The sequence below is a fragment of the Paenibacillus physcomitrellae genome, from assembly GCF_002240225.1.
Lineage (GTDB): Bacteria > Bacillota > Bacilli > Paenibacillales > Paenibacillaceae > Fontibacillus > Fontibacillus physcomitrellae.
This window is the reverse complement of sequence record NZ_CP022584.1, coordinates 4068828-4084244: the sequence shown is the minus strand read 5'-3', so window position 1 is coordinate 4084244 and position 15417 is coordinate 4068828. Positions and strand designations below refer to the sequence as shown.

Here is a 15417-nt window from a genome sequence, read left to right as displayed (position 1 = left end):
ATCGCTTCGCAAACCCTCCGATCCTTAGAATTGTTTTTACCTTACCATAAAAGACCACCCAGCACAAACGAGCAAACAGCCTAAATTGTTTTCTACCCGGCTGAGCTTAGGGCCTGCAGCTGCTTCGTGGTTCCCCTAAACCTCCTGCTGCTGTTCTTCCAGCCGCCCGTAATACAAGCTGCTGTAGAATCCGCCCTGGGCCAGCAGCTCCTCATGGGAGCCCTGCTCAATCAGCCGGCCTTCCTTCAGCACGAGAATTTTGTCAGCCTGGCGGATCGTATTCAGGCGATGGGCAATCACAAAGCTCGTGCGGCCCTGCATCAGCCTCTGCAGCCCTTCCTGAATTTTCAGCTCGGTAACGGTATCAATGCTGCTCGTCGCTTCATCCAGCACCAATAGTGCGGGATTCGACAAAATTGCCCGGGCAATAGCAAGCAGTTGCTTCTGTCCCTGGCTGATGCCGCTGCCCCCTACGTCCAGCACCTTGTCGTAACCGCCGGGCAGCCGGCTGATGAAGCCGTGGGCGTTTGCCAGCTTGGCCGCCTCTTCGACTTCCTCGTCGGTAGCGTCCAGCCGGCCAAAGCGGATATTTTCCCGGATCGTCCCTTGAAACAGAAAAGAATCCTGCAGCACAAACGCCATATGGGAGCGCAGGCTTTCCCGTTTCATCGAACGGATATCCCGGCCATCCAGCGTAATCGTGCCGGAAGTGGCGTCATAGAAGCGGGAGAGCAGCTGGATCAGCGTTGTTTTCCCGGCTCCCGTCGGACCTACCAAAGCGATCATCTCACCGGGTTTGGCCTCAAAGGTAATGCTGGATAGTGTATCGCCATTCCCCTCATAAGAGAAACCAACATGGGAAAAAGACACAGCCCCCTTCACCCGGCTGACCGGAGCGGCTTCAAGCTCATCTTTCGTTTCGACTTCCTCGTCGATCACCTCAAACACCCGCTCCGCACCGGCCACGGCGGAAAGCAGCGTATTCCACTGGTTGGCCAAATCATTTAAGGGCCGGGTGAACTGCCGAGCATATTCGACAAAGACGAGGATAACGCCTACCGTAATGGAGCCACGAATCGCCAGAATCCCGCCCATACCAGCAACGATCGCAAAGCTGAGGTTATTAAGTCCGTTCATCAGCTTCGGAATAAAGCCGGAAATCGTCTGCGCCCAAAATCCCGAATAACGGATCTCTTCGTTCCGCTGCCGAAAGCCCCGAATCACTTTTTCCTCCTGGGAAAAAGCCTTGATGATCCGCTGTCCGGACAACGTCTCTTCGATAAACCCGTTCAGCTCGCCGAGATTGCGCTGGCGCTGCTTATATAGCGGACCCGTTCGCCGGGTAATCCAGCGCATGCCCAGCATCATGAGCGGCACCACGATGAACGTCAGCAGGGTCAGCAGCGGGCTGAGAAACAGCATAACTGACAATGTGCCGATCAGAATGAGCACGCTGGAGAACAGCTGAATGGCCGAGCTGTTGAGGGTTGAACTGACGTTGTCCACGTCATTCGTCAGCCGGCTCATAATCTCCCCTTGCTGCCTTTTGCCGAAGAACGGGATAGGCAGACGGTGCAGATGAGAGAACAGGTCATACCGCATCCGGTAAACCGTCTCCTGGGCAATTTCGATCATCCAGATATTTTGCAGCCAGGAGGTCAAGGAGAACAGCAGGTAGACAAAAGCAAGCCCCGCCAGGAACTTCACCCACTGCCCGTCATTTCCTCCTTCAAGATAGTGGTCGACCGCTGTGCCGATCAGGTAAGGCCCGAGCAGCGAAAGCGCCGAGCTGAATACAACCATCAGCAGCACCAGTATCAGCTTCAGCTTGCGTTTGGCCAAATAAAGCCAAATCCGGCCGAGCGTGGCAGACCAGTTCTTCGGTTTGGCTTTAGGTTTAAGCCCGCCCCTGGCGCTGCTTCCGACTCTTGCGCCAGGGCCTGCTGCCGGGGCCGGGACGGCCGTTCCCGTCTTCATGCCAGCGGCCCCTGCACTTGAATCCAGCTGCTCCAGCTTCGGATAAGGATGTTTAAAGGGTTCAACGAAGGTTTTGAACATGGGCTGCTCCCTCCCTTTTATCGTTATCAGACTCCGGCTGAAGGCGTTCGGCCTGGGCAGATTCCTCCTGCCGAGCCGCCTTCGAAAGATCCGCACCCGTGAGGTCCGCATCCGAAAGCTGATTCTGCGATTCGCAGATTCGCCGGTACAGCGAAGAGTCTGCCAGCAGCTGCTCATGCCGGCCTTTAGCAATCAGCCTGCCTTCATCCAGAAGAAGGATCAAGTCGGCGGAACGGGTTGAGCTGATCTTCTGCGTGATCAGGAAGGTTGTGCAGGACAGCTCTTTTAGCGCGTTCAGCAGCGCCGCTTCCGTCCGCAGGTCAAGCGCGCTGGTGCTGTCGTCCAGAATCAGAATCGCCGGCTCCCGAACCAGCGCCCGGGCAATCGACAAACGCTGTTTTTGCCCGCCGGAGAGGTTAATGCCTCTTTGTCCCAGCATCGTGTCATAACCTAGCGGCAGATGTTCAATCGTCTTATGAATCTGGGCCCTGCGGGCGGCTTGCCGAATTTGCTCCAGTGTAGCGTCTTCACGCCCCCAGGCGATATTTTCCCGAATAGTACCGCCAAACAACACAATTTCCTGCGGCACATACCCGATGGCTTTGCGAAGCTGGGAAACATCCAGCGCGGATATCTCCTGTCCGTCTATGATCAGATTGCCTTCGGTCGGTTTATGCAGACCCGGGATCAGCTGGACCAGTGACGACTTGCCTGAACCGGTCGCACCCATAATCGCAATGGTCTGCCCGGGCTCGGCCGCGAAGGAAATCTGTTCGAGGATTTGCACCTCGCTGCCCGGATAGCGGAAGCCGACCTCCCGAAATTCGACGGCTCCTCTAAAACGCGGGATCTGGACCGAAACGTCCGAAGGAGCTGCTGTCCTATTAGCCAAGTGATCCGGCCGCCCGGTTGACCGGCTCTCTCCCACGGCAGAAGCTGAACCAGAAGTACGGTCAGCCTCTGATTGTTCCTCGAACATCGCCTCATCGCTTTCTGTATCCAGCACTTCGCTGACCCGCTGCGCAGAGGCACCCGCCCGCGAATAAGAAGCCATGATCCAGGACAACGCCGACAATGCCCCCGTAACGCGCAAAGAATAGTTGATCACGGCTACAACCTCTCCGACCGTAGCGCTGCCCGTATGAATGTCCACCCGGCCCATCCACAGGATGACGATTACTGCGGCATTGATCATCAGCAGAATAAACGGTGTCGTCGTTTCGGTCAGCCGCAGCGCTTTTATCGTGTCATTCATCAGACGGGAGGCCATTTGAGAGAATCGCTCCACCTCATGTCCCATCCGTACAAACACTCGAATCAGCCGGATACCGACCAAATTCTCCTGAATAATGCCGTTCACATCATCCAATCTGCGCTGGGCCTTGCGAAACTGCCTGGTCGTCGCTTTCATCATGAAGAAAGCAAACACAAACAGCAGCGGGACCATCACCGTCAGGAACAAGCCCAGCTTCACATTGACGACAAGCGCCATTATCATGCTTCCCGCGACGACGAGCGGCACACGGGTGGCAAAGCGCAGACTCATAAAGATCATATCCTGCAGCACCGTTATATCTCCGGTAAGCCGGGTAATGAGCGAGGACTCCGCAAACCGGCCAAATACGGAATAGGAAAAAGACTGGACCTTGTTATACAACCGGTCACGCAGATCATAAGCAAACCCCTGACTGGTATGCGAAGCGAAGAAAGAGCTTGAAACGCCGGCCAGGAACGCCAATACAGCGCTGACAACCAGCACACCGCCCCATAACCAGACAACTGAGAGCTGCTGCACGCGAATCCCGTCATCGATGATTTTGGAAATCAGATAAGGCTGAATCAATTCCACCGCCAATTCGACCAGCATCATAACAAAGGCAGAAACAGCTGCTACGCGGTATTTGTTCAGAAAAGTAAAAATGAAAGCCATTTCTTCCTCACTCCCCCGTACGATCTCCTAATAAAATCCGGCTTATCTCGGCATAGCTGGACACCACATGGTGCGGATCAAGCCCAGACTCCGGCTCCGCACGGCGGTGGTTAAACCAGATCGAGGTCCAGCCGGCCCCAAGGCTGCCTGCTACGTCATTTCTCCAGGAATCCCCGACATAAATGCTGTGTTCAGGTTTGGTTTCGGTAACCCGGTTCACATAGGCAAATAACCCGGGATCGGGTTTGGCCATACCAACAACACCGGACACGAATATTCTCTGCTTCGGTATAAGACCCTCCATCTGAAGGGCCTCGATTTTCTTCATTTGATGCGGTCCCGCCCCGTTCGTAATTAACCCTACGAGATGCCCCTGCCGGCTCAACCCGGCGATCAGCTCCACAGCGCCTTCAAACGGCCGGATCGCAAACTGCCTGGCAAGATAAGCCGACTGAAGGCGCCCGGCTTGTTTATCGTCAATCGTAATCCCCAAATCGGCCAGCATCAGCATAAACCGCTGCTTCTGCATATTGGCGATTTTGTCCTTGTCCGGAGAAGCGGACAGGCCCTCTCTGTCGGATAGCAGATCACTGTAATAACGAAACAGATAATAAGCCCGTTCATAGGGAAAATCAGACGGCAGCCGGAGCTCCTCCGCCAGCGCTTCCCGCATAGGACTCAAATGGTCGTACAAAGTATCGTCTACATCCAGAAAAATCGCTTTGCGCACCCGTTCTCCAGTCCTTCCGTCCAAAGAGGACGAGGCTGATAAATGAGGTTCATCCTTCATGAACAAGCTCCTTCCTTTTGTATATGCTCATTTCCCCCGAAACACCATTAAAACTAAGTATAACACGGGTTATAGAGAAGCAGCGTTGTCAGACTATTTCCAGTCTGAATTTCAATTTTTCGGTGTACAAAGCCCATTAAATTACTTACCATGAAGAATAGAAGAACTATTTATGTAAATTTTAGGAGGAAGTGAATTGGAAAATCCAGACCAGCGTTTCAGAAACTCTAGCAACATTAGCCTCAACAATAAGCAGGAAGAAGATTCAATCCTACATAAGACTTCTCAAGAGAGTACCCAAGCAGCTTCATCTTCAGCCGAACTAACAGCCGAGCTAACCCATGCTGCTGCTCCTTATTCGCCGGAGGACCGGGATCATTACGTATTCCCCAGAGTTCCCCAGCGGAGCTTGCAATCCGGCGCTGCTGAGCCAGACTCCCCATCAGCATCCGGACAAATGGCCGGCCAACCCGGCCATAACTTGGGCCATGAAACAGCGGGCCGGGGCTTAGCCGGAAATGAGCGGATACAGCTGGCGGCGAAAGCAAGTCAAAGATACCTGAATTATTTCTTGAATATGCTGGGTCAGCCCTATCAGACGGTCCGCGGCATCAGCAGTGTCCACTTGGTTCACGGCTTGGTGACGATGTTTATCATTTCTTTATTATCTGCCTTGTATTTCGTGATCCGGCTGGAGCCGCTGCATATTTCCTTCGGAACCACGTTCATCAAGCCGCTGTTCCTGATGGCCTTAACATTGGCGGTATCCGCAGGGCTGACCGGCGGCCTCCTCAAGCTTAATGGTACGGAAAGCCGGGCGGCCTTCACCGTCTCCCGCTTTGGAGCACTGCTGGTGCCTGTGGCCGCTTGCCTGCTCCTGGCCGATTTGTCCGCGCTTATTACGCTGTATGGGTTGTCATATCTCTTCTTCATGGCAGCCATTCTATTTATGATTCTGGCAGTTAATGTTGTTCTGCTGAGCCATCCGGTTTCCAGATTGGCGATCGGCAGGCTCGACGGTATGTACAGTCTGTTTATCGTGAATGCCATTACGTTCTATTTGATCTATACAATGTTGTATTCCACAGTGCTCAGCGCCGTACAGGCCTTGTTCGGCGGGTTCATGAGCATGTTTTAGAAACGTCTTATGGTATAATCACAGACGAATCTATAAAGATCATGCCTACAAGCCATGATCACCCCGAAAGGCTGGATAAAACGATGTTAACCTTTGAACAGAAACTAGAGATTCTTGAATCCTTCCCGCAGCTGGAGCGGAGAAACGTCTCCCTGAAGCGGGTTAATTTTCACTATGAGCAAAGTGTGCACGACAAAAAGACCGTAGCCTACCATATCCATCCAAACGGTAACGGCTTCATTTACGCGGGCCTTCTGGAAGGCTATGAAACCGATGATAAAGGTTTCGTTAATATCCGCGATTACTCGGAAGCTGAACTGCGCAGCTTGGTCGCAAAATCGATTCTATCCCTGTCCGGAGACGGCAGCGAACCGGACAAACCTGCCGGTGCTTCCCCTTCCCCGGCCGCTTCCGACGCCCCGCCTGTTCCGTCTGTTGTACGCACGCAGACCTCCGGCGGCATCTGGACGAATGACAGCGGTCAAACGCTGACCTTGAAATACGAAGACGACCTTTGGTACATCTATTCCGGGGAAAGCCTTGAAATGGCTTTTGAAACCCGGGAAGAAGCCGGCGAATATTTAGCTGAAGAAGGTTTCACGCCGCAAAAGGGCTAACGCCGAACTGGAACAAGGGACAGAAGAAAGAAACCAAGAAACCAAGAAACCAAGAAATCAAGAAACAAAGAGAACAAAGAAAAGGGCTGGCCCACCACCGTCTGGTTGACGGAGGGGCCGGCCCCTTTTAGTTCAATCAGGCCTGCACTTGAGCCAGAAACTGTTCGGTAGTTCTGATCTTACCAATACGCGGGAAAATATAGTTCACCGTTGCATCATGCTGCTCCTGGCTGAACGTCTTCATCGCATCCGTCACAAAAACCTGGTTGTAGCCGTGCTGGAATGCTTCCCTTGCCGTGCTCTCTACGCCAATGTTGGTGGCAATGCCGCAAAGCACGATCGTATCGATACCGCGGCGGCGCAGCTGAAGATCAAGATCCGTGCCGAAGAAAGCTCCCCACTGCCGTTTCGTAACGACATAGTCTGCAGGCCCAACCTCAAGCTCGGGTACAAAATCCGCAAAATCGGCCGGACGTTCGCCGCCTGCCTGGGCTGCCGGCTGATCGGTGAACGGCTGCAGCATGTCTTTCCCGTCATGAAAAGCTACGTTTACGAAAGCGGTAAAGCCGTTATTTTTCCGGAACAGCTTCACAAGTTTCTCTGCTTGATTGACGACTTCCTGTCCATCCGACATTTGGACAATCCCTTTCTGCAGGTCGATCAGCACCAGCGCTGTTTTGCTAAAATCCACATTCAATTCGTTCATAATAATCCTCCTTGGAATTTACTGTATAGTATTGGCGCGAATATACGCCGGAGTTAATCGATTCCGTGGTTTATTTCCGCCGCTTATAGGCGTCAATCGTCCGGTTCAGCCGCGTTAACAGTGAAGAGAAGGTCTCCACTTCTTCATCCGTCCAATCCTGCAGCAGCCTGCCGTATGATTCCGTCCGCTTGCTCCGGGCTGAGGCAACGGCCTCCGCGCCGGTCTCCGTGATGCCGATCACGCTGATCCGTGCATCCTCGGGGCTTGGCGTCCGCTGTATCCAGCCTTTGCCTTCAAGCGCCGCAATTTGCCGGCTGATCGTGGAATGGTCCAGCTGGAAAGCCTCGGCAATCGCTCCAATCGCCGCCGGTCCATCCTTCTCCAGCCACTTCAGCAGTAAATAAGCCGAGCGGTCCATCGAGGTTTCCGAACCGTCCAGCGTCCGTTTGAAATCGGCCCGCCGCATCATCGCGATCACTTCATGCTCGATCTCTTCGACATATCGTTGTCTCACAGGTGCTCCTTTCCAACCAATTTATATGTATCATACACCTAATTAGGTGTATGATACAAATTTATGCCTTTAAGCCACAGATGACCGACGAACAGCAGGCAGCTTGAGGATCTGAACACGGAGAAAAACCGCCCTTCCCCTTCAAACTTGAAGGTTAAAAGGACGGCTTCATTGGCCTGTGCCATGATTAACTTACCTTGCTCTATTTATTCCGTAGGATAAACCAGGCCCCACTGGCCGCGGACCTTGTCGAGCAGCTGCATCAGCTTCAGCGATTCGTCCAGCGAAATGATATCACTTTCCGCTTTGCCTGCCAGCAGATATTCGCCGACTGCTTCCGCCTCAAATTTATAGCCGTGGATTTCGCGGTCATCTTTAAACGTTTCAGCCTCTTCCCCGTTGATATACAGGGCTGCCGCTGTGGCGCTCAGGAAAGAAGGAACCCGGATATATCCCTCGGTTCCGTAGATGATCGCTTCGTTCGGCATGCCAATACGTACACCTCCGCTAAGCAGCGCGGATTTGCCGCTGCCGTAATCCAGCAGGATGGAGAAATGCTCATCCACGCCGGTTTCGCCGATATGAGCGGTGCTGTGCACCTGCTCCGGAGAAGGACCGAGAACCATCGATGCAAAGGATACCGGGTAAATCCCCGCATCCAGCAGAGCTCCGCCGCCAAGCTCGCGGTTCAGCAGCCGGTGCTGCGGGTTCCAATCCGCCTTGAAGCCGAATTCGGCTTTGACGATTTTGACTTCGCCAATCCGCCCTTCGGCAATCCATTCTCTGACTTTGCGGATCGCAGGCAGAAAGCGGGTCCACATGGCCTCCATGAGGAACAAACCTTTCTCCTTGGCCAGGTCGATCATTTCCTGCAGCTCCCGGGCGTTGAGCGTAAAAGGTTTCTCGCACAATACCGCTTTGCCCGCGCGAAGGCAGGTTAACGTATTTTCCTTATGATAAGGATGTGGTGTGCCTATGTAAATGACATCGATGTCCGGGTCCTGAACCAGTTCTTCATAACTGCCGTAAGCGCGCGGAATGCCAAATTTCTCAGCAAATTTAGAAGCGCTTTCCAAAGTTCGCGAGCCAACCGCCACACATTCCCCGTTAGCAACGTGAGCCAAGTCCTGAACAAACATCTCGGCAATCCAGCCGGTGCTTAGAATGCCCCATTTGATTTTCTTCGGTTCTGTTTGTGCCATGCGAATCCCTCCTGATCCCTAGTCGTAGTGGGTGTTTCCTCTTATTCGGTTCTATTCTATTCCGGTTCTATTCTATCACCTCAAAGAAAGTTTGGATATTTCATAATGGAAGCCTTTTCAACTATCTCCCGGGCAGCCGGGCCGCTTGCCCTGCCCATTTGCGCTGGATTACAATAAAGATAACCCATATTAATCGGATAAAAGAGGTGAGAGCATGCTGGAAATCGACCATATTATCCCTGCGGCAGACAGCGGCGAAGAGCTCAAATATATCGTCAGTGGCGATTCCATTTCCAAAGGGGTCGTGTATGACGAGGACCGGAGCAAATACGTGATTCTGGAGGAGAATTACGTTTCTTTGCTGCAGGATAAGGTAAAGGGGGCTGTCCGGAATACGGCCAGATTCGGCAATACGCTGATGAGAGGCATTAGCAGCCTCAAGAAGGATATTTCTAAAGACAAGCCTAACATCGTGCTTATCGAATACGGAGGCAACGACTGTGATTTCAACTGGCAGGAGATTGCCGAGAATCCCGAAGCCGAGCATCATCCAAAGACGGATTTCAATTTGTTTGAGCGCATGCTGACCGAAACGATCGAATATCTGCGCAGCCAGCAGATTACCCCGATTCTGATGAATCTCCCTCCTCTGAACGCAGACAATTACTTCAAATGGGTCAGCGGAAGCAGTTCCGCAGCGGAGAGCAACATCATGAAATGGCTGGGCAGCGTCACGAAAATTTACTGGTGGCAGGAACGCTACAGCTCTACCATTCTGAAAGTATCGGAGCTGACCAAAACGAAAATGATCGACGTACGGAGCGCTTTCCTGGCTCATCCCGATTTCACTAAATTTCTATGCGTTGACGGCATTCATCCGAACAAAGACGGCCACCGCATCATTTGTGATAAAGTGCTTGAATTTCTGAACAACAATTATGGGCATTTGCTCCAGCCGGGTATGAAAGAACAACTTCGGTAAAGAGAAGCTACAGAAACTACAGAAGCTGCGATATAAGATAAAGGTACTCTGATACCTGCTTTCCCTGGTTCATCCTAAACATAAAAGAAGCTTTCCCTGTATGGCTGCCCGCGGCTTCCATGGTTCAGGGAAAAGCTTCTTTTTTCGTTTATGTTATACATCCTCCGGTCCGAAGTCCATCCCGGGTTCATCCATTCTCGCTTCGTTCACGACGCTTTCGATATCCTCGGCACTAATGGTGATGACCGGATAACCTTCCTGCTGCTGTTTCTTCAAAGCTTTCAGCTTGATGAATTTGGGGCTGGCTTCTCCCGCGTCTTCGTCGTATATGAGCAGCAGTCCGTCGGTTTTGCGCAGCAGCAGATCGTCGCGTGCGGTGAGCTGCCATACTCCGTTGTAGGGCTGCTTGCTGACGGCTCCGTAATAATTAACCTGCTCCGTGATTTGCCGGAAATACTCCTGCTTGTCTTCCTTCCAGTTCTCCTCCGGATTGGTGTATGCGGCCAGGATCGAACACTTCAGCTGGGGATAAAGGGTTTTGCGCAGCTCAATGGCGGCTTCGCACGCCCACAGATCAACGCCGTATTGGCCGGGGGTAATCACCCATTCCAGCCCTTCCTCAATCAGCGGGATCAATTTATTGATAATCGCTTGTTTGATATAAGGAATACCTTCATGCTTCTGGTTAAAAATATTCAGCTCATGCGCGCGGTAGCCGGTAACGAGCAGGTTTTTCATACTTCTAATAACCTCCGGTCCAAAGATGCCCTTCATTATAGTACATTCCGGAGGCGGATGGAACGTTTAGATCGTAAAACCGGAGGTCAACGTGCGCAGACGCTGCGCGGTCAAGGCCAGCTCCCCGGTCGTCTTCTCCACTTCCCCCATCAGACCAAGCTGCTGATCGATTTCGGACTTCATGTTGTCTGTGCCTTCCGCAATATCTGAGGACGCCGCAGACAGCTGGTCCATCGCCTTGGACATTTCATCCGCGCTTTGGGCCTGTCTGGCGTTGGCGTCTTCAATGGCTTCGATCTGCTCAACAATATAGGTAATGCTGGCCAATATCTCCTCGATATTGCCGCTGACCTGAGATGCTTTCTCTACCCCTGCGGCCACCTTATCTTCGACCCGCTTGACCGAATCAACGGCAGAGCTCGATCTCTGCCCGTTCTCCTGAACAAGCCCGGCTATCTGTTTAGCCGCGGCTGCGCTTTCGTCCGCCAGCTTGCGGATTTCATCCGCTACTACACTGAACCCGCGTCCTGATTCACCAGCCCGGGCAGCTTCGATCGCTGCATTGAGCGCAAGCAGATTAGTCTGCTCAGCAATATCGCCGATCACCTTCAGCATGTCGGCAATCCGTTTTGAAGATTCGTCCAGTTCCGACATCACGCCGGAGACGTGTTCCGAGGAGGCCGCGATCTCGGTAATGGAGGCGACGACTTCGGCAATCCGCTCGGCACCATCCTCCGCAGCGCTGCGGGCCCGTCGGCTGCTCTCTGTAGTGCCCCGGCTGGCCTGCGAAGTCGCGGCCGAGAAGGCGGCCGCTTCAGTTAAGCTGGCCGTCGTCTCCTCGGCAACCGCTGCCCCGTCGGAGGAACTGGCTGCAATTTCGGCAATCGTGCCGGAAACGGACTTCAGCGACTTCGACGTCGCTGCGGCCTGAACGTTCAGCTGCTGGCTGGAATCGGCCACATTTTCCGCCACGCTCGATACCTCTTTAATAATCATCTGCAGCTTGCTGGCAAATTCATTAAAACTGGAGCCCAGCTCTCCGATCTCATCCCTGCTGTTATAATCGATCCGCCCGGTCAGATCCCCGCCGCTGCTGGCGATTTCTTTCAGCTTGGTCGTAACCTTCTTGACCGGAACCGTAATCGAGCGGGTAATCAGGAAACCAATCAGCAGGACAATAAGTGCGCTGACCAGAAGGGCGGTCGCCAAAGTAATCAGCGTGCGTTTGTAAACGTTCCTGCTGTCGTCATAAGTGGCTTTAGCGTTTGCTACCTGCTGATTGATCAGTTTGTCGAAGGCATTGACGACCGCAGTTCTGGACGCATCAAATGCCTGAATTTCCTCAAGGCCGCCTGCAGCCGGGACCGCCGATCCGGCTCCTATGCTATCCGCTGCTCCAGTCTGTCCCGCTGAGCCTCCTGCTGCAGACGCTGCTCCTTCCAGTGCGGTCCCCGGTATTTCCCCTGGTATGCCGTCATTAACGGCCCCTACCCCATGCTTTTTCAGAAAAACATCTTTGGCCGCTATAAAAGCATCATACGCTTCGATGGCCTCTTTAAAGTCCGTATTGTTCCTATACGCCTCTACTTGTTTCGTTGTTTCCGCCGCACGGTTGTTGATTTCATCCTGAATCGGTTGTTTCTTGGCATCATCGCTGCCGACCGTCATCATGGAATTGGCTTGTGAACGTATGTATTCAATGCTGGATTTGATATCTTCCAAATTTACAATCGGTACCAGTCTGGAATCATTTAATTCTACGATTTTGGCATTACCGTCTGAAACCCGGCCCAATGCCGTGAATCCTATGAAAGCTAAGAAAACTAAAAAACAAATCAGCAGCATACTCATTTTGTAGCCGATCTTCATATTGCTAAACCACTGCATGACGTTCCCTCCCCAGAAGCATCTAGTCTATTATGCCTATTTAGAATAAATCGACAAGCTGAAGCCCATATGAGTAGAAACTGAAATTTTTCTGAAAAAAAGATCCCCACCCTCGCTGCTTGCCGCAGGAGCATGGGGACGAGACAAACTCAAACCTTATTCAAATGCAGGAATGGCAATATCCGAATAATTGTCATCCAGGAATTTCTTCACTTCAGGACCGGAGATGGCTTTAGCCAGCTTCTGGATCGCGTCGGAATCCTTGTTGTCTTCACGGGCAACAAGCGTAATCGCGAACTCGGAGTCGTCTTTGCCTTCCTTGATCAAAGCATCTTTGGTTGGCGTCAGGCCGACCGGCTTGGCATACGCCGGAGTCATCAGCACCAGATCCGCATCATCCAGCATGCGGGCCAGCATCAGCAGATCGACTTCCTGAAACTTGAATTTGTGCGGGTTCTCGGTGATATCCGCCTGCGTGGAGTTGATGCCTGTTCCTTCTTTTAATTTAATCAGACCCGCTACATCCAGCATATTCAGGGAACGGCCGATGTTGGACGGATCGTTGGCGATCACGATCGTTGCGCCGTCCGGAAGCTCGTCGATCAATTTGTAACGTTTGGAGTAAGCGCCATAGATGGCGTTATAGACCGGCTGCACAGCAACCAGGTTTGCCTTTTTGCTTTCATTGTACTGCTCCATGTAAGGAACGTGCTGGAAGAAGTTCGCGTCCACTTCTTTATTAGCCAGCGCGTCGTTTGGCTGTACGTTATCGGACAGGACGACCTGCTCCAGATTAACGCCCTCCTCTTTCAAAATCGGCGTTACAATATCCAAAATATCCGTCATTGGCGGAATCAATGTAGCAACCTTCAGCGTTACTTCCTTGCCTGCATCGTTTGATGCAGTAGCCGCTGCATTCCCGGCGTTGTCATCCTTTTTCCCGCAGCCTGCTGCGGCAAACGCGATCGCCAAGGTCAGCGAAAGCAATCCCATTTTTCTAAACATGTAAAACCCACCCTCTCTTCTCATTATGCCTTACCTGATGCTGCCGCATAAACGGCTATATTTGAATCGCAGCGGGGGCTGCGAACTGCATCCTAATTGCATGCTCAATCTCTTTACTCCATCGCTTTTGCCTTCCGGCGAAGCTCAGCGTTTGTCCAGCCAAGCGGCCAGACGGCTGCCCGCAAACTGCACGGCCTGGACCAAAATGATCATCAGGATAATGATAAATACCGTAATATCCATCTCATATCGCTGATAGCCGTAGCGGATCGCAAAATCCCCAACACCGCCGCCGCCTACAATCCCCACCACGGTTGAATAAGAAATAAAACTGATCGTAGAGGAGGTAAGTCCAAGCACCAGACCCGAACGCGCCTCCGGATAGAGGAACTTCCGAATGATCTGCAGCCTTGAAGAGCCCATTGATCTCGCCGCTTCAATGACGCCGCGCGGAATTTCAAGCAGCGACTGCTCCGCCAGCCTCGCATAATGAGCAATAGCGACGATCGCCAGCGGCACCGAAGCCGCGATGGTTCCGATGGACGTGCCCACTAGCAGCCGCGTGAACGGAATCAGGAAAACAACCAGCAGCAGAAACGGGAACGAACGGACAACGTTCACCAGCGTGTTAACCACCATGGACAATGTACGATTCTCGTACATTTGCCCGCGGCGGGACAAATACAGCAGCGTGCCGACCGGCAGGCCAAGCAGAATGGCGGCGAGAAGCGAAATCCCGACCATCTCGAACGTTTGGCCGATCGACTTCCAAATTTCGGTCTGATAATGGACAAGTTTGTCGTACAGCGACATGCCGTCCGAAGCGGAAGCCAGCCAGGAGGTAAACAGCACCGCCTGCTCGTTAAGCCCTGTTCCTATCATTCCCGCTCACCCTCTTTCCCAAGCAGCTGCTCGCGGTAACTGGCCGGAGACGGGATGAGGAGCTCATCGCCGGAATCGGCGCCCTCTTCCAGCAGTCTCGTTCTCCGGTTCGGCAGCGCGAACTGATCGGTCAGACGGCCGCCCTCCATCACCGAAACCTCGTCGCAGAGCCGGCGGACCACGTCCATTTCGTGTGTCACGACCACGATCGTAACTCCCAGACTGCGGTTAATCTCCCGCAGCACGCTCAAAATATCAACCGTCATCCGCGGATCCAGCGAGGACGTCGGTTCATCGCAGAGCAGCACCTTCGGATTAGGCGCAAGCGCCCTGGCAATCGCTACCCGCTGCTTCTGTCCGCCGCTCAGCGCCGCCGGATATTGACGGGCTTTATCGGTCAGGCCTGTAATGGCCAGACATTCTTCAGCCCGCTGCCGCCGCTGCTTCCCCGGTACGCCCGCCAGTTCAAGCGGCATCTCCACGTTGCGGGCAACCGTCCGGTTGTGCAGCAGATTAAACTGCTGAAAGATCATGCCGGATTGGCGGCGAACCTCCCGCAGTTGATGTTCCGTCATGCCGGTCAGCTCAAGGCCTTCAAACCAGACCTGTCCGGTATCCGGACGCTCCAGCATATTCATCATGCGCAGCAGCGTCGATTTCCCGGCGCCGCTTTCCCCGATAATGCCATGTATGCTGCCGGGCTTTATATGGAGGGAGACATCCTGAACGGCTGAAAAAGCCTCTTGTCCGGGTGTCCCGTAGGTTTTGCCGACCTGTTTAAGCGAAATCATGTTCTGCCTCCGCCTTTCCCACAGGGTGTGATTATTGTTGTATTACAATTATTAAATATCTGTTATAGTTTGCAATCCTCAGCAATTATAGTTCAAATTGAAGACTGTGTCACTATTTTTAGCATATTGATTACCTGAATCCACCGGACCCAAACAGGCAAAAACCGCCCAAAACGC

At 52.9% G+C, this 15417-nt stretch carries 14 protein-coding genes; 3 read left to right on the top strand and 11 right to left on the bottom strand.

Annotated elements, in window-relative coordinates; all coding sequences use genetic code 11:
* Positions 1 to 135 precede the first annotated feature (135 nt).
* From CBE73_RS18335 to CBE73_RS18325, 3 genes are read right to left on the bottom strand one after another with little or no spacing between them, the layout of a single operon-like run.
* Positions 136 to 2058, bottom strand: a complete 1923-nt coding sequence (locus CBE73_RS18335; RefSeq protein WP_094095457.1) for an ABC transporter ATP-binding protein — start codon at positions 2056 to 2058, stop codon at positions 136 to 138.
* Positions 2039 to 3988 carry an ABC transporter ATP-binding protein gene (locus tag CBE73_RS18330; RefSeq protein ID WP_094095456.1) on the bottom strand — a complete coding sequence of 650 codons (1950 nt, stop codon included), beginning with the start codon at positions 3986 to 3988 and terminating at the stop codon, positions 2039 to 2041. Before CBE73_RS18330 ends, CBE73_RS18335 begins: the two co-directional genes overlap by 20 nt.
* Positions 3989 to 3995: 7 nt before the next feature.
* Positions 3996 to 4778 (bottom strand): HAD family hydrolase, encoded by a 783-nt coding sequence (locus tag CBE73_RS18325; RefSeq protein ID WP_094095455.1) that lies wholly within the window; start codon positions 4776 to 4778, stop codon positions 3996 to 3998.
* 196 nt (positions 4779 to 4974) lie between these two features.
* On the opposite strand from CBE73_RS18325, the gene CBE73_RS18320 reads away from it, so the two are divergent.
* Together CBE73_RS18320 and CBE73_RS18315 are read left to right on the top strand one after the other, a co-directional pair.
* On the top strand, positions 4975 to 5916 hold the full coding sequence (locus CBE73_RS18320) for a hypothetical protein (protein ID WP_094095454.1): 942 nt from the start codon (positions 4975 to 4977) through the stop codon (positions 5914 to 5916).
* An 83-nt stretch (positions 5917 to 5999) separates the two neighbouring features.
* Positions 6000 to 6533: a hypothetical protein gene (locus CBE73_RS18315; RefSeq protein ID WP_094095453.1), complete on the top strand. Its 534-nt coding sequence runs from the start codon at positions 6000 to 6002 to the stop codon at positions 6531 to 6533.
* Positions 6534 to 6669: 136 nt separating this feature from the next.
* Here the strand turns inward: CBE73_RS18315 and CBE73_RS18310 are convergent, their stop codons facing one another.
* From CBE73_RS18310 to CBE73_RS18300, 3 genes are all read right to left on the bottom strand, one after another.
* Complete coding sequence (locus CBE73_RS18310; RefSeq protein WP_094095452.1) at positions 6670 to 7239, bottom strand: isochorismatase family protein; 570 nt, start codon at positions 7237 to 7239, stop codon at positions 6670 to 6672.
* A 70-nt stretch (positions 7240 to 7309) separates the two neighbouring features.
* On the bottom strand, positions 7310 to 7753 hold the full coding sequence (locus CBE73_RS18305; protein WP_094095451.1) for a MarR family winged helix-turn-helix transcriptional regulator: 444 nt from the start codon (positions 7751 to 7753) through the stop codon (positions 7310 to 7312).
* Positions 7754 to 7959: 206 nt separating this feature from the next.
* Complete coding sequence (locus tag CBE73_RS18300) at positions 7960 to 8955, bottom strand: Gfo/Idh/MocA family protein (protein WP_094095450.1); 996 nt, start codon at positions 8953 to 8955, stop codon at positions 7960 to 7962.
* Between the two features lie 214 nt (positions 8956 to 9169).
* Here CBE73_RS18300 and CBE73_RS18295 point away from each other — a divergent pair, with 214 nt between their 5' ends.
* Entirely contained in the window at positions 9170 to 9937 is a 768-nt protein-coding gene (locus tag CBE73_RS18295; protein ID WP_094095449.1) for an SGNH/GDSL hydrolase family protein, read from the top strand.
* A 153-nt stretch (positions 9938 to 10090) separates the two neighbouring features.
* On the opposite strand, the gene CBE73_RS18290 is transcribed toward CBE73_RS18295, so the two are convergent.
* The 5 genes from CBE73_RS18290 to CBE73_RS18270 all read right to left on the bottom strand — a co-directional run bounded on the left by CBE73_RS18290 (position 10091) and on the right by CBE73_RS18270 (position 15240).
* Complete coding sequence (locus tag CBE73_RS18290; RefSeq protein WP_094095448.1) at positions 10091 to 10675, bottom strand: SLOG family protein; 585 nt, start codon at positions 10673 to 10675, stop codon at positions 10091 to 10093.
* Between the two features lie 66 nt (positions 10676 to 10741).
* Positions 10742 to 12562 (bottom strand): methyl-accepting chemotaxis protein, encoded by a 1821-nt coding sequence (locus CBE73_RS18285; RefSeq protein ID WP_094095447.1) that lies wholly within the window; start codon positions 12560 to 12562, stop codon positions 10742 to 10744.
* A 156-nt stretch (positions 12563 to 12718) separates the two neighbouring features.
* Entirely contained in the window at positions 12719 to 13567 is an 849-nt protein-coding gene (locus CBE73_RS18280; protein ID WP_094095446.1) for a MetQ/NlpA family ABC transporter substrate-binding protein, read from the bottom strand.
* A gap of 144 nt (positions 13568 to 13711) precedes the next feature.
* On the bottom strand, positions 13712 to 14380 hold the full coding sequence (locus tag CBE73_RS18275) for a methionine ABC transporter permease (RefSeq protein WP_094096408.1): 669 nt from the start codon (positions 14378 to 14380) through the stop codon (positions 13712 to 13714).
* A gap of 65 nt (positions 14381 to 14445) precedes the next feature.
* Positions 14446 to 15240: a methionine ABC transporter ATP-binding protein gene (locus tag CBE73_RS18270; RefSeq protein WP_094095445.1), complete on the bottom strand. Its 795-nt coding sequence runs from the start codon at positions 15238 to 15240 to the stop codon at positions 14446 to 14448.
* Positions 15241 to 15417 lie beyond the last annotated feature (177 nt).